General features: G+C 55.7%; 28 protein-coding genes and 1 riboswitch. Of the genes, 14 read left to right on the top strand and 14 right to left on the bottom strand.

Annotated features, from left to right (window positions below; genetic code table 11):
- The first annotated feature begins 3 nt into the window (after positions 1 to 3).
- Entirely contained in the window at positions 4 to 126 is a 123-nt protein-coding gene (locus ACOSDM_RS16570; protein ID WP_420725669.1) for a hypothetical protein, read from the top strand.
- On the opposite strand, the gene ctaD is transcribed toward ACOSDM_RS16570, so the two are convergent.
- From ctaD to ACOSDM_RS16555, 3 genes are all read right to left on the bottom strand, one after another.
- On the bottom strand, positions 123 to 1739 hold the full coding sequence (gene ctaD / locus ACOSDM_RS16565) for a cytochrome c oxidase subunit I (protein ID WP_420725668.1): 1617 nt from the start codon (positions 1737 to 1739) through the stop codon (positions 123 to 125). The two genes, ACOSDM_RS16570 and ctaD, sit on opposite strands and share 4 nt — an antisense overlap.
- Positions 1740 to 1827: 88 nt before the next feature.
- Positions 1828 to 2703, bottom strand: a complete 876-nt coding sequence (gene coxB / locus ACOSDM_RS16560; RefSeq protein ID WP_420725667.1) for a cytochrome c oxidase subunit II — start codon at positions 2701 to 2703, stop codon at positions 1828 to 1830.
- Between the two features lie 387 nt (positions 2704 to 3090).
- Positions 3091 to 4527 carry a DUF3422 family protein gene (locus ACOSDM_RS16555; protein WP_420725666.1) on the bottom strand — a complete coding sequence of 479 codons (1437 nt, stop codon included), beginning with the start codon at positions 4525 to 4527 and terminating at the stop codon, positions 3091 to 3093.
- A gap of 262 nt (positions 4528 to 4789) precedes the next feature.
- On the opposite strand from ACOSDM_RS16555, the gene tldD reads away from it, so the two are divergent.
- A complete protein-coding gene (gene tldD, locus ACOSDM_RS16550; protein ID WP_420725665.1) occupies positions 4790 to 6220 on the top strand; it encodes a metalloprotease TldD in 1431 nt (476 codons plus the stop codon).
- Positions 6221 to 6335: 115 nt separating this feature from the next.
- A complete protein-coding gene (locus ACOSDM_RS16545) occupies positions 6336 to 6830 on the top strand; it encodes a hypothetical protein (RefSeq protein WP_420725664.1) in 495 nt (164 codons plus the stop codon).
- On the opposite strand, the gene ACOSDM_RS16540 is transcribed toward ACOSDM_RS16545, so the two are convergent.
- The 4 genes from ACOSDM_RS16540 to ACOSDM_RS16525 form a co-directional block, all read right to left on the bottom strand.
- Entirely contained in the window at positions 6827 to 7561 is a 735-nt protein-coding gene (locus ACOSDM_RS16540; protein WP_420725663.1) for a TVP38/TMEM64 family protein, read from the bottom strand. The genes ACOSDM_RS16545 and ACOSDM_RS16540 overlap by 4 nt on opposite strands.
- Before the next feature lie 72 nt (positions 7562 to 7633).
- Positions 7634 to 8131: a 6,7-dimethyl-8-ribityllumazine synthase gene (locus ACOSDM_RS16535; RefSeq protein WP_420725662.1), complete on the bottom strand. Its 498-nt coding sequence runs from the start codon at positions 8129 to 8131 to the stop codon at positions 7634 to 7636.
- Between the two features lie 97 nt (positions 8132 to 8228).
- Positions 8229 to 8421: riboswitch (FMN riboswitch) on the bottom strand.
- An 8-nt stretch (positions 8422 to 8429) separates the two neighbouring features.
- The gene (locus ACOSDM_RS16530; protein WP_420725661.1) at positions 8430 to 9353 is read right to left on the bottom strand and encodes a fatty acid desaturase; all 924 of its coding nucleotides are present in this window, start codon (positions 9351 to 9353) and stop codon (positions 8430 to 8432) included.
- Positions 9350 to 10609, bottom strand: a complete 1260-nt coding sequence (locus ACOSDM_RS16525) for an MFS transporter (RefSeq protein WP_420725660.1) — start codon at positions 10607 to 10609, stop codon at positions 9350 to 9352. The genes ACOSDM_RS16530 and ACOSDM_RS16525 overlap by 4 nt, the downstream gene beginning before the upstream one ends.
- 66 nt (positions 10610 to 10675) lie before the next feature.
- Between ACOSDM_RS16525 and ACOSDM_RS16520 the strand changes: the two genes are divergently transcribed.
- Positions 10676 to 10996: a heavy metal-binding domain-containing protein gene (locus ACOSDM_RS16520; protein ID WP_420725659.1), complete on the top strand. Its 321-nt coding sequence runs from the start codon at positions 10676 to 10678 to the stop codon at positions 10994 to 10996.
- 66 nt (positions 10997 to 11062) lie between these two features.
- On the opposite strand, the gene bmt is transcribed toward ACOSDM_RS16520, so the two are convergent.
- Both bmt and ACOSDM_RS16510 read right to left on the bottom strand, forming a co-directional pair.
- Entirely contained in the window at positions 11063 to 12112 is a 1050-nt protein-coding gene (gene bmt / locus ACOSDM_RS16515; RefSeq protein WP_420725658.1) for a betaine--homocysteine S-methyltransferase, read from the bottom strand.
- Positions 12113 to 12138: 26 nt separating this feature from the next.
- The gene (locus ACOSDM_RS16510; protein WP_420725657.1) at positions 12139 to 13428 is read right to left on the bottom strand and encodes an O-acetylhomoserine aminocarboxypropyltransferase/cysteine synthase family protein; all 1290 of its coding nucleotides are present in this window, start codon (positions 13426 to 13428) and stop codon (positions 12139 to 12141) included.
- A 92-nt stretch (positions 13429 to 13520) separates the two neighbouring features.
- Between ACOSDM_RS16510 and ACOSDM_RS16505 the strand changes: the two genes are divergently transcribed.
- A complete protein-coding gene (locus ACOSDM_RS16505; protein WP_420725656.1) occupies positions 13521 to 13904 on the top strand; it encodes a GFA family protein in 384 nt (127 codons plus the stop codon).
- Position 13905: 1 nt separating this feature from the next.
- On the top strand, positions 13906 to 14649 hold the full coding sequence (locus tag ACOSDM_RS16500) for a substrate-binding domain-containing protein (RefSeq protein WP_420725655.1): 744 nt from the start codon (positions 13906 to 13908) through the stop codon (positions 14647 to 14649).
- 9 nt (positions 14650 to 14658) lie between these two features.
- Here ACOSDM_RS16500 and ACOSDM_RS16495 read toward each other — a convergent pair whose 3' ends face one another.
- Both ACOSDM_RS16495 and ubiA read right to left on the bottom strand, forming a co-directional pair.
- Positions 14659 to 15297: a class I SAM-dependent methyltransferase gene (locus ACOSDM_RS16495; protein ID WP_420725654.1), complete on the bottom strand. Its 639-nt coding sequence runs from the start codon at positions 15295 to 15297 to the stop codon at positions 14659 to 14661.
- Positions 15298 to 15299: 2 nt separating this feature from the next.
- Positions 15300 to 16250, bottom strand: a complete 951-nt coding sequence (gene ubiA / locus ACOSDM_RS16490; protein ID WP_420725653.1) for a 4-hydroxybenzoate octaprenyltransferase — start codon at positions 16248 to 16250, stop codon at positions 15300 to 15302.
- 50 nt (positions 16251 to 16300) lie between these two features.
- Between ubiA and ACOSDM_RS16485 the strand changes: the two genes are divergently transcribed.
- Both ACOSDM_RS16485 and ACOSDM_RS16480 read left to right on the top strand, forming a co-directional pair.
- A complete protein-coding gene (locus ACOSDM_RS16485; protein WP_420725652.1) occupies positions 16301 to 17050 on the top strand; it encodes a 16S rRNA (uracil(1498)-N(3))-methyltransferase in 750 nt (249 codons plus the stop codon).
- A gap of 50 nt (positions 17051 to 17100) precedes the next feature.
- The gene (locus ACOSDM_RS16480) at positions 17101 to 18471 is read left to right on the top strand and encodes a glutamate--cysteine ligase (protein ID WP_420725651.1); all 1371 of its coding nucleotides are present in this window, start codon (positions 17101 to 17103) and stop codon (positions 18469 to 18471) included.
- A gap of 9 nt (positions 18472 to 18480) precedes the next feature.
- On the opposite strand, the gene ACOSDM_RS16475 is transcribed toward ACOSDM_RS16480, so the two are convergent.
- Positions 18481 to 18687 carry a YdcH family protein gene (locus ACOSDM_RS16475; protein ID WP_420725650.1) on the bottom strand — a complete coding sequence of 69 codons (207 nt, stop codon included), beginning with the start codon at positions 18685 to 18687 and terminating at the stop codon, positions 18481 to 18483.
- Positions 18688 to 18836: 149 nt separating this feature from the next.
- Between ACOSDM_RS16475 and ACOSDM_RS16470 the strand changes: the two genes are divergently transcribed.
- On the top strand, positions 18837 to 19442 hold the full coding sequence (locus tag ACOSDM_RS16470; protein ID WP_420725649.1) for a TIGR02444 family protein: 606 nt from the start codon (positions 18837 to 18839) through the stop codon (positions 19440 to 19442).
- Here the strand turns inward: ACOSDM_RS16470 and ACOSDM_RS16465 are convergent.
- Positions 19439 to 19963, bottom strand: a complete 525-nt coding sequence (locus tag ACOSDM_RS16465; protein WP_420725648.1) for an MlaC/ttg2D family ABC transporter substrate-binding protein — start codon at positions 19961 to 19963, stop codon at positions 19439 to 19441. The genes ACOSDM_RS16470 and ACOSDM_RS16465 overlap by 4 nt on opposite strands.
- A 124-nt stretch (positions 19964 to 20087) precedes the next feature.
- Positions 20088 to 20933 (bottom strand): VacJ family lipoprotein, encoded by an 846-nt coding sequence (locus ACOSDM_RS16460; RefSeq protein ID WP_420725647.1) that lies wholly within the window; start codon positions 20931 to 20933, stop codon positions 20088 to 20090.
- Positions 20934 to 21384: 451 nt separating this feature from the next.
- On the opposite strand from ACOSDM_RS16460, the gene ACOSDM_RS16455 reads away from it, so the two are divergent.
- The 5 genes from ACOSDM_RS16455 (at position 21385) to ACOSDM_RS16435 (ending at position 26509) form a co-directional block, all read left to right on the top strand.
- Entirely contained in the window at positions 21385 to 21834 is a 450-nt protein-coding gene (locus ACOSDM_RS16455) for a thioesterase family protein (protein WP_420725646.1), read from the top strand.
- 317 nt (positions 21835 to 22151) lie between these two features.
- Positions 22152 to 23201 carry a GGDEF domain-containing protein gene (locus ACOSDM_RS16450; protein WP_420725645.1) on the top strand — a complete coding sequence of 350 codons (1050 nt, stop codon included), beginning with the start codon at positions 22152 to 22154 and terminating at the stop codon, positions 23199 to 23201.
- Positions 23202 to 23352: 151 nt separating this feature from the next.
- Complete coding sequence (locus ACOSDM_RS16445; RefSeq protein ID WP_420725644.1) at positions 23353 to 25119, top strand: chloride channel protein; 1767 nt, start codon at positions 23353 to 23355, stop codon at positions 25117 to 25119.
- Complete coding sequence (locus ACOSDM_RS16440; RefSeq protein WP_420725643.1) at positions 25116 to 26099, top strand: DMT family transporter; 984 nt, start codon at positions 25116 to 25118, stop codon at positions 26097 to 26099. Before ACOSDM_RS16445 ends, ACOSDM_RS16440 begins: the two co-directional genes overlap by 4 nt.
- Positions 26096 to 26509 (top strand): VOC family protein, encoded by a 414-nt coding sequence (locus tag ACOSDM_RS16435; RefSeq protein WP_420725642.1) that lies wholly within the window; start codon positions 26096 to 26098, stop codon positions 26507 to 26509. The genes ACOSDM_RS16440 and ACOSDM_RS16435 overlap by 4 nt, the downstream gene beginning before the upstream one ends.
- Positions 26510 to 26574 lie beyond the last annotated feature (65 nt).

Here is a 26574-nt window from a genome sequence, read left to right as displayed (position 1 = left end):
ATCATGGTTCGTTTCGGTAGCGGCATCGACCATACGATGGCTTCCTGGCGACGCCCGCCAAACAATGGCTGGGCAAACCAACCCCGCCATTGGATTCTGACCAATGGCGGGGAAATCCTGGCTTAGTGGCCGCTGCCACCCCCAATGCGGGGCAGCGTGCTGAATGTATGGAATGGGGGCGGTGAACTGACCGTCCATTCCAATGTCGTCGCACCTTCACCCCACGGATTGGCCGCCGCCTTGCGGCCTGCAACCAGCGTGTAGATCACCACGATGACAAAAAACAGTGTCGATGCGAATGAGATATAGGCCCCGATCGATGAGATCAGATTCCATTCGGCAAACCCATCCGCATAATCGATGTACCGACGCGGCATCCCGGCCAGCCCAAGGAAATGCTGTGGGAAGAAGGTCAGGTTCACGCCAACGAAGGTGGTCCAGAAGTGCACGTAACCAGCCCAGGTCGGGATTTCCCGTCCGGACATTTTGCCCATCCAGTAATACATCCCCATGAACAATGCGAAGACAGCGCCCAATGACAGAACATAGTGGAAATGCGCCACGACATAGTAGGTATCATGCAACTGCAAATCCATGCCGGCATTCGCCAGAACAACACCGGTCACGCCGCCAACGGTGAACAGGAAGATGAAGCCAATCGCCCACAGCATCGGCACGGTGAAACGGATGGAACCGCCCCACATTGTTGCGATCCAGCTGAAAATCTTGATCCCGGTCGGGACAGCAATCACCATTGTTGCCGCAGTAAAGTAGGCCCGCGTATCGACATCCAGACCCACCGTGTACATGTGGTGCGCCCAGACGACAAAGCCCACGACCCCGATTGCGACCATGGCATAGGCCATGCCCAGATACCCGAAAATGGGCTTCTTGGAGAACGTGGAAACAACGTGGCTGAGGATGCCAAAGCCAGGCAGGATCATGATATACACTTCCGGGTGACCGAAGAACCAGAACAGGTGCTGGAACAGGATCGGATCCCCGCCGCCATCCGGACGGAAGAAGGACGTGCCGAAATTACGGTCCGTCAACAGCATCGTAATGGCGCCCCCCAGAACCGGCAGCGACAAGACCAGAAGGAACGCAGTTACCAGCATTGACCAGGCGAACAACGGCATTTTATGCAAGGTCATGCCAGGGGCACGCATGTTGAAAATCGTCGTGATAAAGTTGATCGCCCCCAGGATCGAGCTGGCCCCCGCCAGGTGAAGGGCGAAAATCGCAAAATCCACAGCGGCGAGATCATGCCCGGTAAACAATCCCTGCCCGGTGCTGGAAAGCGGCGGATACATTGTCCAGCCGGTTCCGGCGCCGCCACCAATCAATGTCGACAACAGCAACAGCGCAAATGCAGGAATCAACAGCCAGAAAGAGATGTTGTTCATACGGGGGAAAGCCATATCCGGCGCGCCGATCATCAATGGCACGAACCAGTTCCCAAAGCCCCCGATCAGTCCGGGCATAACAACAAAGAACACCATGATCAGACCATGCGCGGTGATCACCGTATTCCATTCATGCCCGCCCGACATAATCTGAACGCCCGGTTCCTGCAATTCCATCCGCATATAGATGGAAGCCGCACCCCCGATCAGTCCTGCAATAATCGAGAAGATAAGATACATCGTCCCGATGTCTTTATGGTTGGTTGAAAACAACCAGCGAGCAATACCCGTCGGGGCTCCGTGATCATCATGCGCTGCTGCGGCATATCCCATCGAAATTCTCCGTCTTCCCTTTTCGGCCCCAGGCAATACTGGTGACCTAAATTACATGGTCCAGGCGTCGAACGCGCCCGGCGCTCCGTTATTCGACCGCTTGGGCCGGCGAGGTGGCAACAGCGCGAGACACCGATGGCGCTTGTGCTTGTTCGACCGGATCATATTTTTCCCGCGCCTGTTCAACCCAGGCCGCAAATTCCGCCTTTGGCAGAACCTGAACCTGAATGGGCATGAATGCATGCGCATCCCCGCACAATTCAGAGCAGAAACCGTAGTAAATGCCAGGCTTGTCAATCTGGGTCCAGGCTTCGTTCAAACGACCGGGAACCGTGTCCATGCGGACGCCAAAATCGCTCATGGACCAATTGTGGATAACGTCTGCTGATGTCATCTGAAGGCGAATTTTCGTATCAGCAGGCAGCACGAACATTTCATCTGTCGCCATCAGGCGGTGGACATCCTGTTCCTTCGCCTCTTCTTCCGTCGTCGCAGCGATGCGCGCTTCGATGAAGAAATTGCCATGATCCGGATATTGGTATTCCCAATACCACTGATGCCCGACGATCTTCACCGTCATTTCCGAATCCTCAACTTCATCAGTTGCATATAGCAGCTTTAGAGAGGGGAAGGCCATGACCACCAGAATCAGAACAGGGATACCCGTCCACAGAACTTCCAGCATGGAATTATGGGTTGTCTTGGACGGCACAGGATTCGCGCTTTCACGGAACCGCCAGCAGACATACAGCAACAGGACCAATACGAAAATTGTAATGACCGTGATAATCGGCAACAGCCAGTAATTATGAAAATCGGCCATCTGGTGCGCCAAGGGCGTAACCGGATCCGGTAACCCCATTTGCCAAGGTTCTGCTTTGGCAGCCAAGGCTTGACCGGCACTGGCAATGGACCCAACGCCCGCTGCAGCCAAACCGGAAAGAATCGTAAAGAGCTTCCGCACCCTTAATCTCCCGTTTCCCCCGCGATATTCAATTGAACCAACCGTTCAACCGATCGCGCGTTACACCATGATCGTAAGAAACCCTTAACAGTGTCGGACCTGCGAGCCTTGCACGTCGTGTCACCAGATTTCCTACCCATCTCCATACTATCGTGCTCTGCGTCTTATTCAAGGTACACAGACTGTGGGACCCCACGTCTGACCCAAAAAGACGGACTTGCGGGTTAAACACCAGCCCGGCCATGAAATCAACGAATTTCGCCTAATTTCGGGGCATCCAGCCCATGTTCATATCCCAAGCTTGCGCCAACTTTGGGTAAAATTAAAGACGCGGAACCAATCAGCGACAGATTGTAGCACCTGACGATCCTGAGAAAATTCCGGCCGTCAATCGTCTAAACGGCTGTGTTTTCGGGCCTGGCGCAAACCGAACCAAACACCGATCGCAATCACCGGCACCGCAATACCCTGCACCAGCGGTGGGTAAACCGGCAGCCCGAACTCCATCAGCGCCTTTGCCGCATATCCAACCAATCCCACAGCATAATATGTTATCGCGGCCACAGACAGGCCTTCAACGGTCTGTTGCAGGCGCAATTGCATTTTGGCGCGCCGATCCATAGAAGTCAGTAACCCCTGATTCTGACGCTCAAGTTTAAAATCAACACGGGTGCGCAATAAGTTGGCGGCACGGGTGGCGCGCCGGGACATGCTGGCCATCCGATCTTCGACCGATTCGCAGGTTCGCATCGCAGGGGCCAGACGCCGATCCAGGAATTCCTGAATGGTCTGATATCCTTCAACACGCTCCTCGCGCAATTCTGTCAAGCGCGACCGAATCAATGCGAAATACGCTCTGGATGCCGAAAAGCGATAGCTGTGCCGGGAATTCAACCGTTCAATCTCTGCGGAAAGCTGCATCAATTGGATCAACAGCTCTGATTCACGGTGCGTGGCCCCCGTTTGTTTGGTTAAGTCCGGCTTGCTTCCATCGGGCCCGGATTCGACCAGGGATGCCGTTTCCGCCGTCAGTTTTGCCAAGCCACCGTCAATTCGGGTCAATTCCGGTCCGACTTCTCGGGCGGCAGGCAAGCCCAACAGCGCGAAATTCCTGTAGGCCGCAATTTCCAGCAATCGCTGCACAACACGCCCCGCCTTCGCCGGAGGCAGGTCATAGGGTTTCAGGAGGATTCTATTATGACCATCGCCATGAATGCGCAAATCCGTCCAAACCTGTGCCGAATTCCCCGAAAGTATGCTGTTGACCAGGCTTTCCGGCACGAACAGGTCAGATAGCAGATCAGGATCCGGATCGGGCCCTTCAACAGGAAGTATCGCGACATGAATGGCCAATAACACCTCCCCCGGCATGGATTCCAGCCATTCGCGCGGCAGAAAGTCAGAAGCGGGCTTTTCAAACGGCACATCAAAAGACCCATGGCGCAGCACCGTATAGGAGGCAAATTCAGTATGCCGTTCGAACCGCAACCGGAAAGGCCCAAAATCCGCTGAGAAATGGTTCATATCGCGATGCGGCGGATTGACGCCGTATCGATCGCACAATGCTTTCAGGTGATCGAAAACGCCTGATCCAGCACCTTCGCCCAGAACGGTCGCATACATGCTGGTCTGTACCGGCGGCGTCAGCATCTCAAAAGGACGGGCGTGCAATTCGTTTGTCAGGGCATATCGCAATGGGTGTTCCTTCGGAAACGCGAATTTCCGCACACCATCATTTACCAGCCCTTGCTGTTCGGACACATCCGACAAGCTCCCTTCCGCGGGAGCGGGATGCTTGTCGATTGGTGCTTGGGTCTTGCCCATGGCGGTCCTGCTCCTATCTCAAATAAAGCAACACAATTTTACCTAAGCGCCCCAGGTTCCCGAAATGTCAGGAAGTCTTGCATACCCCGTTGCGGCAGGTAACGCTATGATCGTCGCAACCATCCTTTGAATTTTATGCTCACGTGTAACATATATGCGCCAACACCGTGTTTAGATCAGTGTCTGACCTGATTTACAGCCGTCCACGCCCGATCCATTTAGGCCAGTCAGTCTGTGGCCGAACAGTTAAAAGGGAATGATCATGTCTGATATCGCCATCACCGACGACCTGTTTTACGGTCGCACCGAACTGGACCAGGGACGGGTGGAACGGCTTGTCGCCGACAGCCTTAAAGGCGCTGAAGATGGCGAATTATATCTGGAATATGGTCAAAGTGAGAGCCTTGTGCTGGACGATGGGCGCATTCGCAGCGCCAGTTTCGATACGTCTCAAGGCTTTGGCCTGCGGTCTGTCGTGGGTGAAGTCTCAGGCTATGCCCATTCCGGCGAATTAAGCGAGGCGGCGATCAAGCGCGCAGCGACGGCGGTGCAGGCTGTGCATGGCGGCCATGGCGGCGTTCTGGCTGATGCCCCGCCCCGCACGAATATGGCGCTGTATTCCGACGTAAACCCGCTGGAAACATTGACCTTTGATGCAAAAGTCGGGCTTTTGAATGAAATCGATGCCTATGCCCGGGCAAAAGATCCCCGAGTCAGACAGGTCACGGCCTCTCTGTCAGCAGAATGGTCCGCCATCCAGATCGTGCGCCCGGATGGGGAGCGCGCATCCGACATCCGCCCCTTGGTGCGCGTCAATGTAAGCGTCGTCGTCGAACAGGATGGGCGCATGGAAACCGGCAGCCATGGATGTGGCGCGCGCATGGATTTCGCGACATTTGTCTCCCCAGACAAATGGCAGGCACAAGTGGATGAGGCCTTGCGTCAGGCACTTGTCAATCTGGAGGCGATCCCGGCCCCGGCTGGCGAAATGACGGTTGTTCTGGGACCGGGTTGGCCGGGCATTCTGCTGCACGAGGCAATTGGGCATGGCCTGGAAGGGGATTTCAATCGCAAGAAAACGTCAGCCTTTGCAGGATTGTTGGGTCAGCGCGTTGCGGCCCCGGGCGTGACAGTCGTCGACAATGGCACCCTGAAAGACCGCCGCGGGTCCCTGACCGTCGATGATGAGGGCACACCGACCAGCGAAACTGTGCTGATCGAAGACGGTATTCTGAAGGGTTATATGCAGGACCGGATGAATGCGCGCCTGATGGGGGTTAAATCGACCGGAAACGGTCGCCGCCAATCTTACGCCCACTGCCCAATGGTGCGGATGACCAATACCTATATGCTGGCCGGCGACAAAGACCCTGGGGAAATCCTCGCCTCCGTAAAGAACGGCATCTATGCCACCAATTTTGGCGGTGGTCAGGTTGATATCACCAATGGCAAATTCGTTTTCTCCTGCACCGAGGCCTATAAAATTGAAGATGGGAAGATCGGTGCGCCGGTGAAAGGTGCGACACTTATCGGGAACGGCGCAGATGCGCTGACCAAGGTCTCCATGATTGGCAATGATCTGAAACTGGATGATGGTGTCGGCACCTGTGGCAAGGAAGGTCAAGGCGTTCCTGTCGGTGTCGGTCAGCCCACCCTGCGTTTAGACGGCTTGACCGTGGGCGGAACCGGATGATTCTGGACCAGGACTAAGATTTAGCGGTAGAATGCGCCCGGAAACAGTAAACTGGGAATGGGTTAATCTGAGTGCCGGATGAAGGTTATTTTATATGGGTGCATGGAAACGCGTAATGCTGGCGGCCCTTATTATGGGCGGCATGGCTGCCTGCGATGACGCGGATGATACATCTGCGCAAGACACAACCAACCAGTCTGGCCCAAGTGGCATCAGTACGGCCTGCCTGAAGGAATTGCCAGAACCCAGCGTGGACTCCCAAACGCCCGCCCGGTTGAACCTGACACTCAGCGATTTCGTCTATTCATTTGAAGAAGGGCGACATCGCTTTACCCATGACCGCCGCTTTAAGGAATCAGCGGGAATAGGCCTGTTCATCTATCGCGGTAAGGTCTGCGTCGAAGACGGCACATCCTGCGCCGATGCCTGTGTGCGCTATCGCATTGAACCAGGCGGCAGCCTGACCCAGCGCGATCATCATTTCGCAACACCTTTGGACCCGGATCGCATTACCCTGCAATACTGGGCCCGCGACGATGCGGGACATGTCATGACACTGAAGCAGGAAATCCAGACAAAGGGCAGGGCGGCAACTGTCATGCCGAATTAGGCACCTTTCTTAAATCGCTTATATATGACGGGAATAACCGACAGAACGGCCAACCCTGCCAAGGCGATAATGATTTCCGGTGTCAGGACACTGCCCAATGTAAAGGCCTGCCCGGAATCGAAGATACTGCCCAGCCCGGTCCCAACCTGGGCATAAACAAAGGTTCCTGGAATAATGCCCAAAAAGGTTGCCGCGATGTAAACCCGCACAGGCACAGCCGCAAAAGCGGGCGCGATATTGACCAGAAAGAACGGGAATATCGGTACCAGCCGCAAGACCAGCAGATAATTAAACGCATCCTGACGAAATCCGCTCAGCAGCCTGTCAACCCGACCGCCGGCTTTGTCCCGTAAGGTGTCTCCCATCGCGGTCCTGGCCACCAGAAAGATGATCGTGGCACCGATCGTCGCCGCCACAACCGTGTACAAGGTCGCAAGAATACTGCCAAACAGGAAGCCGCCCGCAACCGTGAATACCGTGGCACCCGGCAGCGAGGCGGAAACCATGGCCGCATACAGCACCATATAAACCAACACGGCCACTATGGCGTTAGCCGCAACAAAATCCTGCAACTGATCCCGATTTTCCCGCAGCGCGTCAAAACTGACATACCGCCCAAGATCCAAGGCAAAAAAGACAGCGAAAAGCCCCGCCAGAATCAACAGTGGCATGACGCGTTGCCACAGGGGTTTCTTCTTTGTGGGGTTTTCAGGGTTCACAGTGCTGCTCATTATCTTGTCTCGGATGATTGGCGATGTTCCAGGCCATCATCTAGTACGTCCAGCGACAATCCACTAATGACGTTACATGACAACTGCGTGAGGCATCGAGCCTGCCCCCTGATGCGAGGGCAGTAATATCGCCGCTGCCGCTTCTGCCGCTTCCCGGCCCTTCTTGTCAAAATGCGCGCTGAAGAAATCCAGATGATCCGCGTGATCATGAAAATGATGCGGCGTCAGCACCACGGACAGGACCGGCACGCCTTCATCCAACTGCACGCGCATCATGCCGTCGATCACCGAACGGGCCACGAAATCATGTCGATAGATACCCCCATCGACCACCAGAGCACAGGCGACGATCGCATCAAACCCGCCCTGCCGTGCCAGTCGCTGACACAAAAGGGGGATTTCATAGGCGCCCGGCACAGTGAATTGTTCCACCTGCGCTCCTGATAAGCCAACCTTCGGCAAATGTGAAACGAAGCTGGATGCCGCGCGATCCACAATATCGGCATGCCAGCGCGCACGAATTACCGCGATTTTGGGGGCCGTATTCTGATTGTCATGAGGCGACGTCATATAAATTTCCTTTCCGAACGATCCTAACCCAGCGGGGCGCACGGAAAGACGCAACACAGACCTGCCCCGACCATAGATCGCTGGGATCTGCGCACGCTTCCGTTCTCTACCATCCGGACTGTAACCGTCGGCGTCGGTTTCTCACCGACTCTGCTGACCTTTCAAACTGCCCAAACGGAATAAATTCCCAAACGGGCAATTTCAAAGCGCTCGCGGGCTTGGCCCATCCGTCCTGCCAGACGTCAGACCTTACCGCCGGTGGGGAATTTCACCCCGCCCCGAGAACATTTCAATCAGATTAGACCGAAGCCTGGGGGCTTCGCAAATGCTTAAGAAATTTTCTGTGAAAGGCCCCATAGCCCGGCGTCTGCTCAGTGATTCGATCCTGAAACAACACATGAACCTGACCCAGTCGATGAAAGGGAACGGCCATAAAGGCATGGTGTTCCGTGTGATAGGGCATGTTCCAGGCCAATGCCCGGACCAGCGGATTGGTCAGGGTCGTGCGGGTATTTCGAAACATATCATCAACCATCGGGCACAGCCCATGTTCCGCCAGCAGATACAGGCGCAGGCAAGGCTGGGCCAACACGACGGGAACCACCCAATAGATCACCAGGAACCAGCTTCCCAGCCACAGCGACAGCACCGCTGCACCGGCATAAAGGGCCAGATAGACTTGCGCCTCCCGCTGCACCGTTTGAATGGTGCGCCCGGTCAGGAAATCCTCCATGCCCCGTCCCAAAGCATGCATCACCAGGCCCGTCACCGCAGCCCGCCAATAGGGGATACCGGTCACATGCCACAGATACTGGCCCAGGGTTTCGATCCTCTTGCCCGCCAGTTCGGGATCTTTTCCCGGAATTTGCGTGTATCGGTGATGTTGTAGATGAAACGCCCGGAAATACTGCGGTGGCAGGATCAGCACCCACCCGGCAATGGCGGCGATGGCATCATTTAACCAGCGTGTGGCAAAGGCTGTGCGATGCACGCATTCATGGGCAGGCGCAAATAGAAATACCAAGGCGACACCCAACAGAAACTGCAATGGCACAGCCGAAACCCATCCCCAGACATCCTGAACCTGCCATGTCCCGAAACCAAGAAGACCGACCAGGCCAAAATGACCGATGACCTGCACCAAACCACGGGCATCTGATCTTTGACTCAATGCCTTCAGCGCCAATCGGTCCGCATGGCTTAGATCGGTTTTTGTCGTCATGTATCCTCTCGCACCCATTGTAACAGAATTAGACCCAGGATCAGGAAGGGAATGATCGTCGCCATACCAATGCGTTGGCTGTCCGTGATATCAATCACAACAGCCAGAAGCGCCGGGCCCAGAAAGGCGGTCGCCTTACCGCTAAGCGCATAGAGACCAAAAAATTCCGTGCGCAACGCGGCGGGCGCAATTCGCGCCATCATCGACCGGCTGGCGGCCTGGGAGGGCCCCAGAAACAGGCCAAGTCCCATCCCCAATGCCCAGAAGACGGATTTATCCGTCACCATCAGCATTGCTATCCCGATCACTGCGATCGCCCCGACCGACAGGGTGATCACAGGCTTCGGCCCCCATTTATCATCCAGAAAGGCAAATCCCGCCGCGCCCAGCCCCGCCGTGACATTCAGCGCAAGCCCGAACATCAGAACCTCATCGCTTTCCATCCCGAAACTGACCGCCGCAAAAATACCCCCGAAGGCAAACAGCGTGTTCAATCCATCGGTATAAAACATCCGGGCGATCAGGAAGCGCAGAACCTGTCGATATCGCCCCAGATGCCGGATTGTCCCGATTAAAGTCGAGATACCTTCGCGAATGGCTGTTCCTGCCGAAATGCCGGTATCCTGTCGATCCGGCGTCCAAAGGAATAAGGGAATCGCAAAAAGCGCCATCCAGACCCCGGCCAGAACAGGGATCGCCCGGATATGCTCGCTGCTGTTTTTGTCCAGCCCAAACCAGGCAGGGTCAGGCTGAACAAAGACCACCAGACTGATCGCCAGGGCGGCAAGCCCCCCGCCGTAACCAAGCCCCCAGCCCCAACCGGAAATTCGGCCCGTCATACCGTCCGGGGCAACATCGGGCAGCATGGCATTATAAAACACCATCCCCAACTCAAAACAGATTGTGCCCAAAACCATCAATCCCAATGCCAGCGGGACAGCGGAGGCATCGGGCAAGGTCCACCACAGCGCCGCTGTTGCCGTCGCCCCGATACCGGTCAGAACAAACAGCCAGGGTTTCCGCCGCCCGGCCTTATCTGATACCGCCCCCAGAATCGGGGCGGAAAAAGCCACGATCAATGCCGCGATAGAGGTGGCATACCCCCATTGCGATGTCCCCTGTTCAGGCGTTTCCGCAACCGCCTGGGTAAAATAGGTGGCAAAGACAAAGGTTGAAATCAGGGTGGGAAAAGCAGAATTGGCCCAGTCATACAAGCACCAGCCCCAAATTGCGCGTTTATCCGTCTTTTGGTTCATTTCTTTCCCGATCCAGCCTATAAGATTGCCCACAGGGTTTAGCACAGCAGGAAGGAGCATCCCATCATGATTGTCACCACCACCGAGTCCATCGAAGGCCGCCGCATCACCGATTACAAAGGCATTGTCAGCGGAGAGGCGATCATCGGCGCAAACATCTTCCGGGATATGTTTGCTGGAATCCGTGACATTGTAGGTGGCCGGTCCGGATCCTATGAAAAAATCCTGCAGGATGCCAAAGAGGCGGCCATCGAAGACATGACCGAACAGGCCAAAGGCCTGGGGGCCCATGCCATTGTCGGCGTCGACCTGGACTATGAAGTGCTGGGCAAGGAAAACGGCATGCTGATGGTGGTCGCCAACGGTACCGCCGTTACCTTAGGATAAACGCACCATCCTATATCAGTCGCGGCAGCGACGGCCTATATCTAGTCGCGGCGGCGCCACCCTAGCTTAGTCGCGGCGGCGACGGCGCGCCCGACGGCCGCCATCTGATCCATCATCACCGCCCGCCCCGTGGCTGTGGCCATGGGCAGGCTTATCCGTGACCCCGGCCAACGGGCCCAGCTTGGCGACCACCTGATCCATGGTCGGCGGTTCGCCAGGGACATAGCCATCCAGGGCGTCGCGGATCGCCTTCAGCACGACCCCCGTTGTGCCACAGCAACCGCCCACAATCCGTGCCCCGGAATCCCGGGCCAGCCGTGCATAATCCGCCATCAGTTCAGGCGTTCCGGTATAGGTGAAGGCCCCATTCTTAAACTGTGGCACCCCGCAATTGGCCTTTGCCACCATGATCGCGTCCGGACCGATGGCTTCGCGCATACCCAGAATGGACAACACATTTTCTGTCGCGCCCAGGCCGCAATTTGCCCCAATCGCTGTTGGTGCGGTCGGCAGGTCGATCAAATGGCGATAGGCATCCGCTGGCGTGACACCCATCATGGTGCGCCCAACCGTGTCGAAGGTCATGGTGGAGACAACGGGTCGTCCCGTTTCTGCCGCACCGGCAACCGCTGCTGCGCTTTCTTCGCGGGACGAAATCGTCTCAATCCACAGGATATCCGCGCCGCCATCAATCAGACCGCGCGCCTGTTCGGCAAAGGCAGCCTTGCCCTGTTCAAATGTTACCGGGCCGACCGGTTCAAACAATTCACCAGACGGGCCGATAGAACCCGCAACCACCACAGGACGCCCGGCCTTATCCGCAACAGCGCGCGCGACCTGGGCCGCAGCCTTCGCCAGTTCATAGGCGCGATCCTGGGCATCATGCAGTTTCAGCCGGAAACTGTTTCCGCCAAAGCTGTTGGTCAGGATGATATCTGCGCCCGCATCCACGAATTCCTGATGCACACTGGCAACCCGGTCCGGATGGTCGATATTCCAAAGCTCTGGGGCATCGCCGGACTGTAAACCGCGCTCAAACAGATTGGTGCCCATCGCGCCATCGGCGATCAGGTGGCTGCGCTCTTGCAACAGTTTCAGGAACAGATTCTCGCTCATAGGTCAGATACTTTCTGTCAGTTGTGTCACGCGGTCGCGATTGCCAGCGCCCGATCCAAATCCCGGATCAAATCTTCTACCGTTTCAAGCCCGATGGACAGTCGGATCACATCGGGTCCCGCCCCTGCGGCAGTCTGCTGTTCTTTCGTCAATTGATTATGGGTTGTGGAGGCCGGATGCAAGATCAAGGATTTCGCATCGCCAATATTTGCCAGATGGCTGAACAATTCAACCGCATTGACCAGCTTGCGCCCGACCTCGTACCCACCCTTCAGTTTGAAGGTGAAAACCGATCCCGGTCCTTTGGGCATATATTTGCGCGCCAGATCGTAATACGGACTGGACGGAAGCCCGGCATAGCCGACAGAGGCTATCGCCGCATGGCCGTCCAGATAATCCGCCACGATCCGGGCATTGGCGATATGGCGGTCCATCCGCACCGGCAAGGTTTCAATCCCCAAAATCGTCAGGAAGGCATTCATCGGCTGTTGCGTCGGACCAATATCGCGCAGCCCCACCGCATGCCCATATAATGTATAGGCCAGATTGCCAAAACTCTCCGTAAAGGTCAGGCCATGATATTCAGGGGCTGGCGTTGCCAGGCTGGGGAATTTCTCCGGATTGTGGAAATCGAAACTGTCGCAATCAATCACTGCGCCGCCCAGCGCCGTGCCCTGACCCGACAGGAACTTGGTTGTCGAATGGGTCACGATATCCGCACCAAATTCCCCCGGACGGCACAGATAGGGGGTGGCCATCGTGTTATCGACGATCAGGGGAATGCCCGCGCCATGGGCGATGGCAGCAATCGGCTCCAAATCCACCACGACACCGCCTGGATTGGCCAGGCACTCGACAAAGATCGCCTTTGTCTTAGCCGTCAGCGCCTTTTGAAAAGCATCAGGGTCGCTGGGATCAACAAAGCTGACCTGCCATCCGAATTTCTTGAAGGTATGGCCCATCTGGGTGATCGACCCGCCATACAGCTTTGACGACGCGATAATGTGATCCCCCGGCCCCATCAGGGGCAGCAGCGCGATCATCTGGGCGGCATGGCCGGACGCGGTTGCCGTCGCGCCAATCCCCTTTTCCAGGGCCGCAAGGCGTTCCTCCAGCACCGCAACGGTCGGATTGGTCAGGCGGGAATAGATAAAACCAGGCTCCTGCAAATTAAACAGAGAGGCCGCATGATCCGCATCGTCAAAGACATAGGACGTATTCTGATAAATCGGCACCGCCCGCGCACCCGTCGCGCTGTCGGGGGCCGCACCAGCATGCAGCGCCAGGGTCTCAAATCCATATTCATCTTTTGCCATCAGGGCCTCGCCTTTTTCCGTCCCGCCCTGTTATAGAAGAGGGCACGTCCCCCGTCGAGGGGGCTGGGAAAAGACAAAAGGAGCCGCACTGAATGAATACCGTAAAAACCTACAAGGCGACCTGCCATTGCGGTGCGGTTGAAATGAAGGTGACCTTGCCAAACGGGATCACCGCGCCCAGCCGATGTGATTGTTCCTATTGTCGACGGCGCGGCACAATCGTTGTCGAAACTGGTCTGGAAAATATGGAAATTATGAAAGGCGCAGAGTCTTTGACGCTGTATCAATTCCATACGGAAACAGCACAGCACTATTTTTGCAAAATCTGTGGCATTAATACCCACCATAAACAGCGCATGAACCCTAATCGGTTCAGCATCAATGTTGGCTGTTTGGAAGGCATCAATCCGTTCGACCTAGGCTCCGTTCCAACAAATGACGGCGTCAACCATCCTTCGGATCGTAATGGGTCATAGGATGACAATGCCCCCTGCCCCTAAAATTGTTGCCGCGGGCAGTTTGAAACATGCTTTCACTTCGGACGATTCCGTCTTTGCGGATTATGTCCCTGACCCTGACTTTGAGTTCGGCGCGTCCGGCACCGTCGCTAGAAGGATAGAGAATGGCCTGCCGTGGGACATGTTCTGTTCAGCCAATGCGGCGCATCCAGATCGCCTGCATGCGGTGGGCCTGGCCAGTCCCAGCAAAATATTTGCGACCAATTCCCTGGCGCTTCTGATGCGCCGCGATATTCTGGACACAGGCCCGGACGACGCGGTTTCCTTGCTCAGGATGCCTGGATTGCGCATCGGCATGTCGACCCCGGCAGCAGACCCCAGTGGCGATTACGCGCTGCAACTGTTTGATCGACTGGCCCAACGCGCCCCGCAGGGTGATGCAGAGTTACGAAAGCGCACACATATTGTTACCGGCGGTGGGGAGGACACACCGATCGTCCATCCTGATGGCGTTTATGTTGGCGTTTTGCAGCAGGATAGGGTGGATCTGATGCTGGCCTATCGCACGATCTGTCTGGAAGCCTGCAGCAAGGAACCGAACCTGACCTATCTGACCTTCCCGCCAGACATTGAGGTGGGCGCACGCTTTGCCGCCGTCTTTAATGCGGCATCACCGGAGCTTGGCGCAGCCCTGTTACACTATCTGGTTGGACCTGTAGCACAGGCTCGGTTGGCACGCTTTGGGTTTGGCCCGCCCGACTGACCCCTGATCTTATTCCGCCAATCGCCAGACCCCGGCATTGCGCAGATCGGTATCTTCCATCAGGCCCGTCGTTTCCCCCGCATAGCGCGCAATCCGTTCCAGCCCCATATTGGGCAGATAGAATCGCCCCGGATCACCGATCAGGATTTCGCGCCCCTTGGCTTTTAATTCCTTGAGCCAGGGCAGCACCAGATCGGCGATCTGCTGGTCATAGAATACATCACCCACCAGGATCACTTCATAATCCTTGCTGATGCGCCCGATCACATCTTCGGTGACAATATCCAGGAACACGTCGTTCAGGTCGGCATTCATCTGCATCGCATCTGCCGCGACGGGGTCGATGTCATTGGCGATCACATCAAACGCCCCGGCCATGGCCGCTGCAATCGCCACCATGCCGGACCCAGCGCCGAAATCCAACACCTTGCGCCCGCGCACGACTTGCGGATTGTCCAGAATATAGCGCCCCAGGGCCTGACCGCCCGCCCAGGCAAAGGCCCAATAGGGCGTACCGATGCCCAGCGCGTCCAACTCATCCTCCCCCATGCGGTAGAGTGGCACATCGTCTTGCGCCAGATGCAGCTTCATCTCCGGCAGCAGGCGCGGCGACATGATCTTGGTATTCTCGCGGATTAACTGTTGCACGATCAGACCGCCACCGTGCCCAAAGCCAGACCAAGGGTGACCAGCATCCCGGCATGACGATTGCCCTTGAAATGCTTCAAAAGGTTTACCGGATCGTCGAAATCCAAGGTTTTGATCTGCCAGGCGAAATGCAGCGCAGCAGCAGCCCAGCCTGCCCAGAACAAGGGTCCAACCGCCCCGTGCAGCCAGGCCGCCATGGCAATCAGCGTCAGGGTCAGGATCAGAAACCCCGCGATGATCGGGCGGGTCTTGCTGCCGAACTTCAGCGCCGTGGATTTCACCCCGATTAACACATCGTCTTCCTTATCCTGATGGGCATAGATCGTGTCATAGGACATGGTCCAGCAGAAGCCCGCCAGGAACAACAGTATGATCTGTGGTTCGAAATGTCCGATCAGCAGGGCACCTGCAACCAGCGCGCCCCAGTTGAACGCGACCCCCAGGAAACATTGCGGGAAATAGGTATAGCGCTTCATGAAAGGATAGACCGCGACCACGCCCAGGCTGGCAATCGCAGTCATGGCGGCAGGCAGGGTGAACTGCGTCAGCACCGCTAACCCGACCAGCGCCTGAAGAACGATAAAAGCCAATGCCTGTTTCACGCTGACCTGACCCGATGGAATGGGCCGTGTCGCGGTGCGGGCAACCTTGCCATCGATATCCCGGTCGGTGATGTCATTCCAGGTACAACCCGCGCCCCGCATGGCAAGGGCGCCAATGCCAAACAACACCCCATACCACAGCAACATCAAAACACTGTGCCCGGACCCATGCCCAAACAGCGCCACGCCCCACCAGCACGGCAGCAGCAATAACCAGGTCCCAATCGGGCGGTCCCATCGGGCCAGGCGCGCATATGGCCTGGCAAAGGGTGGCAACCAGCGGTCCACCCAATTGCCTTTGGGAATATCCGTCCGGTCCTGCGGAGAAATTTCTGTCGGCGATGGCGTCATAGCGCTTACTGATCCTTGCTCTTTCAGGCTGAGGCAGAATAGTCTGCGCCATGGCTACATCAACCCGCCTTTTTGTGACACAAGACCTGACGCCGGATCAACCGGTCGTCGCGACCTCAGATCAGGCCCATTATCTGGGCCGGGTGCTGCGGTTGCAGGCGGGCGCATCGGTTATACTGTTCAATGGCCGTGATGGGGAGTGGTCGGCAACCCTGTCTGAAATAGGCAAATCAACCGGGCTTTTCACCCTTACGGAACAGTTACGCCCGCAAAGCGACTCGCCGGACCTGTGGCTGGCCTTTGCACCCGTCAAGAAAACACAAACGGATTTCATCGTTCAAAAGGCAACAGAGCTTGGTGTGTCGCGTCTGATCCCGTTGCTGACAGAACGAACCCAATCGGAGCGGATCAAAACCGACCGGCTGCGCGCCACGGCAATCGAGGCTGCGGAGCAATCTGAACGATTGGATGTTCCAGAAATTTCCGAACCAGTGCGGCTGGATCGGTTAATTCTGGAATGGCCGAAGGAGCGCACGCTGTTTCTTTGTGCAGAGGCAGGCACCGCCATCCCGCTGGCAGAAGCCGCGCAAGCCCGGAAATCTGGCGCTGTCGGATTTGTGACCGGACCGGAAGGCGGTTTTTCCGCTGCGGAACTTGACTTTATGCACCAGTCGCCTTTAGTCCTCCCCGTCGGCCTTGGTCCGCGCATCCTGCGGGCAGAGACGGCAGCGCTGGCAGCCCTGGCTGTCTGGCAGGCTGTTGCAGGGGATGGGACAACCCGTCCACCCCGGCGCGGTTAAATACAGCAAGGGCCCCGGTGAGAGGCCGTTTTTGATGAGGAAATGCGCCGATGTCGTCTCCCACCGCGTCCGATGAAACGCTGGTCGAATCCAAGTCCCAGCTGATTGATTATATTGCGTCCGGCGAAAAGCCCCAGGCGGATTGGCGCATTGGCACCGAACACGAAAAATTCCTGTTCTGCACAGACAGCCATCGTCCCTTGGCCTATGAAGGCCGCCCTGGCGTTAAAGGACTTCTGGAGGCCTTGTCCGGCCCTGAATGGGAGCCGGTTCTGGAAAATGGCAATATCATCGCGCTGAAAGGCGCGGATGGTGCCTCAGTATCGCTGGAGCCAGGCGGACAATTTGAATTGTCCGGCGCGCCGCTGGAAAACGTCCACCAGACCTGTGCCGAAGTCCATCGCCATCTGGATCAGGTCGTCGCAGCCTGTAAGGAAGTCGGCGCCGGAACGGTTGGCCTGGGCTTTAATCCCCTTTGGAAGCGCGATGATATTCACTGGATGCCCAAGGGTCGTTATAAGATCATGAAGGCCTATATGCCTAAGAAGGGCAATCTGGGCCTGGATATGATGAGCCGCACCTGCACCGTCCAGGTGAATCTGGATTTCGGCTCTGAGACCGATATGATTGAGAAAATGCGGATCTCCTTGGCCTTGCAGCCAATGGCCACCGCGTTATTTGCCAATTCTCCCTTCACCGAAGGCAAGCCAAACGGATTTCTGAGCTATCGCAGCCACATCTGGACCGATACGGACCCAGACCGGTGCGGCATGCTGCCCTTCGTCTTTGAAGACGGGTTCGGCTATGAACGCTGGGTCGATTATGTCCTGGATGTGCCGATGTATTTTGTCTATCGCGATGGCGTCTATCACGATGTGTCGGGGAAAAGCTTCCGCGATTATATGCAGGGCAATCTGGAAGGCTTTGAGGGGCAATTGCCCACCATGACCGACTGGACAGATCACATGACAACGGTCTTCCCGGAAGTACGGTTGAAGAAGTTCATCGAAATGCGCGGCGCCGATGGCGGCCCCTGGGGCAATCTCTGCGCCCTGCCCGCGCTATGGGTCGGCCTGATCTATGATGCTCAGGCACAACAGGAAGCGGCCGACGTAATCAAGGATTGGACCGTCGCAGAAATCTCCGCCATGCGCGACGCCGTGCCGAAACAGGCAATGGGCGCAAGATTCCGCGACGGGACGGTGCGGGATGTTGCCCGCAAGGTGCTGGAAATTTGCCAGGGCGGCTTGAAGCGTCGTGCCCGACTGAGCGCAAGTTCCGGCCTGGACGAAACGCAATATATCGAACCGTTACACCAGATCGTCACATCGGGCCGTACATTGGCGGAAGACCAGTTAGAAGCCTATCACACACGCTGGAATCAATCCGTCGAACCGATTTACGAAGAATTGAAATACTGAGCCGCTGCGTCAGGCAATAATATCGGGTAATAGAAAGCCGTTCAGCCGGGCCATTTGATCCTTGATCGCCAGCTTGCGCTTTTTCATTCGAATCAACTGCAACTGATCAAAAGGGGCGGATTCGGAGACCCGGGCGATCATTTGATCCAGATCGCGATGCTCTTCTTCCAGGGCCGCGATCCGTGCGCGGATTTCAGATTCTTCAACTTCGTCCATAACAGCCTTCAAGAAACAGGCAACCCGCCGGGTTAGGCGGGCCGCGTGGTATCACCTGTGAAATTATCATTCTATGCGGGCGGACTATAGCAGCCTCTGATGCAGGAATGAAGCATGTCCTTGCATACATTGGACGGCACCGTCACTCTATGGCTATGTCACAGGATTCCTTGCCCGAGAACGACACGTTTCGCCAGTTTTGCCTTACCCTGTATGAAGCAGAGGGGGTGGAAGAGGCCTGTCTGGATTTGCAGGATCGCTTTGACCTGGATGTCACGCTGATCCTGATGTGCTGTTGGGTTGGTCAACATGGCGTGCGATTGTCACCTGAGTCTCTGGCCCAGGCGGAACAGTCAATAAAGCCTTGGCGAGAAACAGCAATCGACCCTATCCGCGCCCTGCGGCGCCGCCTTAAGGAAGCGGTTGGTCCGATTGATCCAGAGCGCGCGGCATCCGTGCGCGACCTGATCAAACAGGCCGAACTGGCAGCAGAATTTGTCCAGATGGATCATTTGCTTCTATTGCTGGAACATCTGCCCGGGCGTGATGCCCGAATGGCGGAACGTGCCGGTATCGTTCGCGGGAATTTGTTGCGGTATACGGCGATCAAAGGCGTCGAAACAGACAGGCTTCCCCGCACGGCGCTGGAGGCGCTGGTGGCCCAGACCGTAAGGCCACTTTACCAGGATGAAGAAATTGACGACGGGATAGACACAGAGACAATCGACACCGGACCAAAGGATTCAAAATCCTAGTCTTTTACGTTGGTGGCCAATTCTGCATTGCGTTCCCGCAATTCCCCCAGAAGCGATTCCACCTTCCCACCGCCACGGCGAATTACAGAGACGAATTCTTCTTTCTGGGTGGTGACCATCGAAACCCGCTCAACGATAATATCGATGATCTTGTTCTGACCATCCACCTTGTGGACGATCCAACGGACCTCAACCGGCGGCTCACCATTTGTGCGTCGAATTGCCACCGTCACTTGCTGCATATCCCCGCGCAGAGACTTGGTGTCGATCAGTTTAATGGCTTCACCGGAATAGCCTTTGAACATGATGGCGTATTTCCGGACGATATTCTCTTCCAACAGGGAAATGAATTCCTTCATCTCTTCATCTGTGGCGCGACGCACATAGGGGCCCAGAACGCGACTTGCGACTGTTGGGATATCCATGCCCTCTTGCAACAAATCGCGAAATAGGTCCGCGCGTTCGGCGTTGGAAATGTTTTCGTCAGTCAGCGCTGTCAGGGCCTTATCAGCGAGTTTCATAATAAACGCGCCGGCATCCTTATCGGCATGAGCTGAGGGGGGAAGTCCAAGTCCCATCAAAACAAAGAGAACAACACCTGCAGATACACTAATGAAACTACGACGCTGCATTGTCACTCCACGTTTAATTTAATGCGCTTGGAGAGGGGATTTCAGCCTGCGGCACACCTTCTTCCGCAGGAGAGATCTCTTCATACCCAATTGTCGGGATCGAGTCGTTATTATCCATCCCGTTCCTGATCATACTCTGACGCTGCTGGCGATACAGGCTGCGGACTGTTGCATAGAAATCCAGCGAATTTTCCTCTAACGCTTGCATCTCACGGTAATTCCGGGAGCGGCTATCAATCAGTTCAACACCAGCACGGATCACCGTGTTGTACTCGATCCACGTCCGGTCCGAATGATATCCCCACCACCGGAAAGGATCGAGCCCGGAATCCACAATAAATCCAGCCAGAGCCCGCGGCGAAGAGGGGCCCAAGAAGGGCAGCATTATGTAGGGGCCTTCATCCACACCCCAAACCGCCAGTGTCTGGCCAAAATCTTCCTCATGATACGGAATGCCAGCAGCGCCAGCGACGTCAAAAAGCCCGCCGCCCAAAAGTGTATTGGTCAGGAAGCGCCCCATCGTCTGGCCCGCACGCTCCGTCTCACCCTGCATCAAATCATTGGCAAGGATCACAGGCGTTTTCAGGTTCCGGATAAAGTTTCGCACGCTATCGCGGACAAGATCAGGCAGCAGAAAGTCATAAGCCTTGGCAATCGGGCGAACAATGACCTTGTCCAGCGCCATATTGAACTCAAAAATCGCTTCGTTTAGGGGTTGAGCCGGATCATTGGCTTCTTCATAAATTTCGCGCTCTACCGGGTCGGTCGGCGCGGTTGCGCAACCAGCAAGACCCATTGCGAGAATGAGACCCAGCCCCGCACGCCGCAAAACAGAAAGGAAATCAGAGCCAGTCGACATTCTATTAAAAATCCCTCAACCCAAATGCCGACTTTATACCCCAAAAGCCAGCTTAGACGTATGCCACTTCTCTAATATAAGATATTGGCACTACGCAACAAATCATATCCATGCCGTTCTACAAAGATATGAAAACCCATCCTGAATATGTCGTTCTAATCTGGCAGACCAACCTATGATCACGTCCACCTTGCCCTTGCCGACACACCCGAAAACTCAACACTCAGTACAGACCTGAAATCCCTCAAATAACTGTACATTCAGGGTCTAGCACACAGGCCCGGAAGGCACCACAGAGCAAACCACACCACCTATATTTCCCTGAGCCACTGTTGCATTTATGCCAACCCAAACAGGGCATGGCAGGTCCTTTTGGCTTGCCCTTCCATCCGCTTCTCCAGCACACTGGGTTCGCGCCAGAAAATCAAACAACCGGCAGGATTTACGACGAATGGCTCATTCTACACACCCTGTTTTCGATGACTCCCTGATCAGCAGCGCAACACCTTCTGTGATCGCGGAATGGACGGATTATAACGATCATTTCAACGTCGCATATTATGTTCAGGCCTTCGATCTGGCAGCACAAGCATTTCGCCATGATCAGGGTATTAACCTGCCCTTCGAAATCAAAACCAATCGGGTGTCTTATCTGCGCGAGGTTCCAGGCGGGCGAAAGCTGACGCTGACCACTCAACTCATCGGTTTCACTGACAAAGGATTGCATACGGTCCAGGCACTCTATGCTGAACCGGAGCGATATCTGGCGGCCGTTGAGGAGCGCTTGGAAATGCCCATTTCAGGCACGGCTGAAGACATTGCCCAAATCACATCTGTTTTAAAACCTATCCTAGACGCGCATGTGAAGATTGCGCTTCCTGAAGCCTGGAACACATTCTAAATTGATATAAATGATGATAGGCTCCACTCAGAAGAGTTGATTATCATTTGCCAAAATGGTTGAGGGTCGGGGACAATTTGATAGCATAATACTATAAATGCATATGTCTTCCGCGAGATAACCAGAACGGGCACGGCACATCCTGCAGGGCCAGTTTACAAAAGTCACTGAGATGGAACCAATATGCATGGATGAATGGTTGGTATTCTAGTATGTCAGAGTAATAATCAGGACCTGCGTGTTCAGGCGGCGGATGGGGTCTGCCCTGACCAGCGAAAGGTTGTTCATAAAGTCTGTTCTGGGGAGGATGAGTTTCGGTGCAGTATTCTGAAGGGATTGAGTTGGCGCAGGAATATGCAGAGCGTGCGCTGGAAATCATGAAGTCCAATAATATTCCCGCCACGCCACGCAATTTCGCGATCTGGTACACTTATGTTAATGAAAAATACCCCGATCTGAAAAAGACACTGGATGTCCTGATCAGCAATAAGCAGATTTTCACGTCGCAAAAAAATGATGAAGTCTACGACAAATTCTTCACAAACTCAGATGAAGGTGTCGCGCTTCAGGAAACGTCACAAAAAATAGAAAACCAGGTCGGGCGTGTTCTGGAGATGATGGGGGATGCCTCTGGCGGCGTAGCGGATTTCGGCAAGACCCTGACCGAAAGTCTGGGTGCTTTGACAGATTCGAAGGGCCTGGCAGGGATTCGCGAAGCGGTACAATCGCTGGCGCTGGAAACCCAGAAAATGCAGAAATCAAACTCTACGCTGCAATCGAAACTGAAAGAGTCATCTCAGGAAATTGCCAGCCTCAGGAAGAACCTGGAGGATGTTCAGCGCGAGGCGATGACGGACGCCCTGACAGGAATTGCAAATCGCAAGATGTTCGACACGACCCTGCGCCAGCGTGCGATGGAGGCGATGGAAGATGGCGAGCCGTTGTGTCTCGCCCTGGCGGATATCGACTTTTTCAAAAAATTCAACGACACATATGGACACCAGACCGGGGATCAGGTTTTGAAACTGGTTGCCAATATTCTGCAAGGCAATGTGAAGGGCAAGGACCTTGCCGCGCGATATGGCGGGGAAGAATTCGCGCTGATCCTGCCCACAACGAAACTGTATGATGCGAAAACCGTCTGCGATCACATCCGAAACGCGGTTTCCACCAAACGCATCCGAAACCGCACCACAGGTGAAGAAATGGGCAATATCACCTTATCCATTGGTGTCGCCCTGTATCACCCCGGAGAATCGCTGACCGATTTTATCAGCCGGTCTGATGAGGGGCTGTATTTCGCAAAGGGTAATGGTCGCAATCAAACCGTTCTGGAAACCCAGTTGGAAGTCATTGACGCCGATTAAGATCCACCGAAGACGCTGCAATCGATTTTCCCGAACATCATTCAGCACCATGCCTTGCCGTACCCAGCCGATTCTGGTCTTGTCTGAGGACTAGTATATCAACGCAACAGGGTCGCATCCGGGGATGTGCGCCCAGGCGGGAGGGTCGGCCGTGGCGACGGTCGCGCCAAACAGCAAGATTGAACGGTTTCGACGGCTGATCAGGAACGATCAGATCCGATTGGGGGTGCTGGCGATTTTTATCGGTGCCTTGGGCGGCGGCACCGGGATCGCTTTCCGGGAGGCGATCGGCCTGGTGCAAACGCTATTCTTTGGATTTTCCAGCGACCGTTTCCATTCAAATGCAGCCGGGGTATCTCCCTGGATCATCCTTCTCGCCCCGGCGGTCGGCGGAATTCTGGTCGGTTTGATCGTCTATTACCTGATGCCGGATCGCCGTCCCCAAGGCGTCGCTGATGTCATGGAAGCCTCCGCTTTTCGCCGCAGTAAGATGAGCAAACGCAGCGGCTTTGGCGGTTTTGTCGTTTCCGCCATTACCATTGGATCGGGCGGGTCGGCGGGTCGCGAAGGGCCGGTTGTTCATTTCGCCGCCTTTCTGTCGACCCTGATTTCACAGATCCTGAAACTGGACCCGGAAACCCGTCGCCTGCTGTTAGGGTGCGGTGTGGCGTCTGGTGTCGCGGCCAGCTTTAACGCGCCGATTGCAGGCGTGTTCTTCTCTCTGGAGGTGGTCATTGGGTCCTATGCATTGCGCAGTTTCGCCCCTGTCGTCATCGCATCAGTTGGGGGCACCCTGGTCAGCCGCTCTTATTTTGGAGATTTCCCGGCCTTCACCATCCCGGTACACGAAATCGCCTCGTTCTGGGAATTTCCCGCCTTTGCGATTCTGGGCTGTATCAGCGCAGGGGTCGCGGTGGCGCTGTGCGTTTCCATTGACGTTGTCCGGAATACGCATAATCGATTGAACATCCATCCCATTCTGCGCCCCGCCCTGGCGGGCCTGGCCGTTGGGGTTATCGGCCTGTTCCTGCCGCAGGTCATGGGTGTGGGGTATGAGGCAACGGACGAAGCCTTAAATGAGATGCTGCCCCTGACCATGCTGATCACCCTGCTTGTGTTCAAAACGGCGGCAACGGCGATGACGCTTGGCTCCGGCTTTGGCGGGGGGATCTTTTCGCCATCGCTGTTTCTGGGCGCGATGTTAGGCGGGGCATTCGGCTTCGTCGCGACAGGTATTTTCCCGTATCTCTCTTCCGGGCATGGGGCCTATACATTGGTCGGTATGGGCGCAGTAGCCGGTGCCACATTGGGTGCCCCGATATCAACGATCTTCATCGTCTATGAACTTACCCGGGATTCCGCGCTGACAATTGCCGTGATGATCGCCACGGTCATCGCGACACAGATTTTTACAGCGACGTATAAGCGCTCTTTCTTTCACTGGCAGTTGGAAGCACGCGGAATCAATCTGATGGGCAGCCGGGAATCCCGAATTATCCGACAAACCAATGTCCGGGAAGTGATGGAACAGGATTATGTTACGGTCCAACCTTCCTCTCTGCTGCCGGAAATCCGCCAGAAACTGACCGCCACCCGCTACAGCGAGGTCTTTGTCGTTGATGAGGAAGGCTGTCTGGTCGGGACAATCATCTTAGGGGATTTGGGGGCGGATGCCTTTGAACATCTCCATGACTCGGACTTGCGCGCCATTGATGTCTGCCGCCGTGCGCCCCCCCTGGCCACCGTCGATACGGACCTGGAAGATGCAATGAATTTACTGGAAGAGTGTAACGAGGAACATATCGCCGTGGTCAATAATCTGGATGACAAGCGTTTGATGGGGGTTTTGCACGAACATGACGTGATGGCGCGCTATCACCAATGCATCCTGGATACCCGGCGGGAGGAAGCGATATGAGCGGCCCGACGCCCCCCACCATCCCGGCCCCCAATCTGCCGCAGCCCTTGCGTCCAACAACATCTGATCTGCCAACCAAAGGCATTGCCTTTTCGATCATGGGATCATTTCTGCTGACCCTGAATGATACGATTGCGAAATTCCTGACCGCAGACTGGCCGGTCGGAGAGATCATGGCGCTGCGTGGTACTGTCATTCTGTTCGTGATCATTGGCCTGTTACAACTGAAGGGCCGTATGAGTGCGTTGCGCATTCAGAACAAGACGGCAATGGGCGTTCGGGCGCTGGCGATCACGGCGGCGACCTTCACCTTTCTGACCGCGCTCAGCCTGATGCCGATGGCGGACGCACTTGCAATCGTCTTCATCTCGCCTGTCTTCTCAACCCTGCTGGCAATTGTTATTCTTCAGGAAACCGTCGGGTGGCGACGTTGGATTGCCATGGCCGTTGGATTTGCCGGTGTCTTTATTGCGCTTAATCCCGGTGGACTGTTATCGGACGCGCCTGCAGCCTATGGCTGGCAGGTGGCGATGCTGCCCCTGGTCACGGCTTTACTGACCGCGATACGCGATGTCTCGTCGCGCCGACTGGTCTCAGGCGATGATTCGCTGGCCATTATGTTCTATACAGTGCTGGCGGTTGTGATATCAGGCTATACCACTGTGACAGCCGGTTCGTGGCAGATGCCGGGCCTGTTTGATATCGCCCTGATCCTGGGCGCTGCTGCCTTTATGTTCGGGGCCTATTTCTTTCAGATTGAAAGTTTCCGCTTCGCGCCTGTCAATCTGGTCGCCCCGTTCCGTTATATCAGCCTGATCTTCGCGGCTGGAATGGGGTATGCGATCTGGAACGATATCCCGACTTGGAATATGGCCTTGGGCAGTATCATTATTGTCGCCAGTGGCTTGGTGATCTGGTGGCGGGAACGGCAGGGCGCAGCCAATCCAACTGAAGCGGAGAAAATGGAACCCCGCCCATGAAACCCAGAATCAGCATGATCACGCTGGGCGTGGATGATCTGGAAAAATCAATCGCCTTTTATGAAAAAGGCTTGGGACTGCCGCGCATGGAATCCCCACCCTCCGTCGCCTTTTTCACCCTGAATGGAACCTGGCTAGGCTTATTTGGCCGCGACTCTCTGGCGGAAGACGCCAATGTGCCGTGCGAGAAAGCCAATTTTAACAGCTTCGCCCTGGCCCATAATCTGGGTTCCGAGGCAGAAGTCGATGCCCTGTTCGCTGAGGCACTTGGTGCCGGGGCGACGGCTGTAAAACCCCCTCAGAAAGTTTTCTGGGGCGGCTATTCCGGGTATTTCAAGGACTTGGACGGCCATTTGTGGGAGATCGCCTATAATCCCTTCATGTGGGTTGGCCCCGAAGACACAGAATGATCCCATATTTTCTGTCCCTCCACCAACGGGTGGGGTTTTCCGCGCGCGCCCGAAGGCTATACTAG

Source organism: Hwanghaeella sp. LZ110 (assembly GCF_048892525.1).
Classification (GTDB): Bacteria; Pseudomonadota; Alphaproteobacteria; order UBA8366; family Aestuariispiraceae; genus Pacificispira.
Note: the sequence above shows the minus strand (reverse complement) of the source record. Positions and strands in the feature narration are given on the sequence as shown.

Coding starts and splice junctions, on each gene's coding strand:
- ACOSDM_RS16570 (WP_420725669.1), top strand. CDS start 4: ATGGTTCGTTTCGGTAGCGGCATCGACCATACGATGGCTTCCTGGCGA.
- ctaD (WP_420725668.1), bottom strand. CDS start 1,739: ATGGGATATGCCGCAGCAGCGCATGATGATCACGGAGCCCCGACGGGT.
- ACOSDM_RS16555 (WP_420725666.1), bottom strand. CDS start 4,527: ATGGGCAAGACCCAAGCACCAATCGACAAGCATCCCGCTCCCGCGGAA.
- tldD (WP_420725665.1), top strand. CDS start 4,790: ATGTCTGATATCGCCATCACCGACGACCTGTTTTACGGTCGCACCGAA.
- ACOSDM_RS16545 (WP_420725664.1), top strand. CDS start 6,336: ATGCTGGCGGCCCTTATTATGGGCGGCATGGCTGCCTGCGATGACGCG.
- ACOSDM_RS16540 (WP_420725663.1), bottom strand. CDS start 7,561: ATGAGCAGCACTGTGAACCCTGAAAACCCCACAAAGAAGAAACCCCTG.
- ACOSDM_RS16535 (WP_420725662.1), bottom strand. CDS start 8,131: ATGACGTCGCCTCATGACAATCAGAATACGGCCCCCAAAATCGCGGTA.
- ACOSDM_RS16530 (WP_420725661.1), bottom strand. CDS start 9,353: ATGACGACAAAAACCGATCTAAGCCATGCGGACCGATTGGCGCTGAAG.
- ACOSDM_RS16525 (WP_420725660.1), bottom strand. CDS start 10,609: ATGAACCAAAAGACGGATAAACGCGCAATTTGGGGCTGGTGCTTGTAT.
- ACOSDM_RS16520 (WP_420725659.1), top strand. CDS start 10,676: ATGATTGTCACCACCACCGAGTCCATCGAAGGCCGCCGCATCACCGAT.
- bmt (WP_420725658.1), bottom strand. CDS start 12,112: ATGAGCGAGAATCTGTTCCTGAAACTGTTGCAAGAGCGCAGCCACCTG.
- ACOSDM_RS16510 (WP_420725657.1), bottom strand. CDS start 13,428: ATGGCAAAAGATGAATATGGATTTGAGACCCTGGCGCTGCATGCTGGT.
- ACOSDM_RS16505 (WP_420725656.1), top strand. CDS start 13,521: ATGAATACCGTAAAAACCTACAAGGCGACCTGCCATTGCGGTGCGGTT.
- ACOSDM_RS16500 (WP_420725655.1), top strand. CDS start 13,906: ATGACAATGCCCCCTGCCCCTAAAATTGTTGCCGCGGGCAGTTTGAAA.
- ubiA (WP_420725653.1), bottom strand. CDS start 16,250: ATGACGCCATCGCCGACAGAAATTTCTCCGCAGGACCGGACGGATATT.
- ACOSDM_RS16485 (WP_420725652.1), top strand. CDS start 16,301: ATGGCTACATCAACCCGCCTTTTTGTGACACAAGACCTGACGCCGGAT.
- ACOSDM_RS16480 (WP_420725651.1), top strand. CDS start 17,101: ATGTCGTCTCCCACCGCGTCCGATGAAACGCTGGTCGAATCCAAGTCC.
- ACOSDM_RS16475 (WP_420725650.1), bottom strand. CDS start 18,687: ATGGACGAAGTTGAAGAATCTGAAATCCGCGCACGGATCGCGGCCCTG.
- ACOSDM_RS16470 (WP_420725649.1), top strand. CDS start 18,837: ATGGCTATGTCACAGGATTCCTTGCCCGAGAACGACACGTTTCGCCAG.
- ACOSDM_RS16465 (WP_420725648.1), bottom strand. CDS start 19,963: ATGAAACTCGCTGATAAGGCCCTGACAGCGCTGACTGACGAAAACATT.
- ACOSDM_RS16460 (WP_420725647.1), bottom strand. CDS start 20,933: ATGTCGACTGGCTCTGATTTCCTTTCTGTTTTGCGGCGTGCGGGGCTG.
- ACOSDM_RS16455 (WP_420725646.1), top strand. CDS start 21,385: ATGGCTCATTCTACACACCCTGTTTTCGATGACTCCCTGATCAGCAGC.
- ACOSDM_RS16440 (WP_420725643.1), top strand. CDS start 25,116: ATGAGCGGCCCGACGCCCCCCACCATCCCGGCCCCCAATCTGCCGCAG.
- ACOSDM_RS16435 (WP_420725642.1), top strand. CDS start 26,096: ATGAAACCCAGAATCAGCATGATCACGCTGGGCGTGGATGATCTGGAA.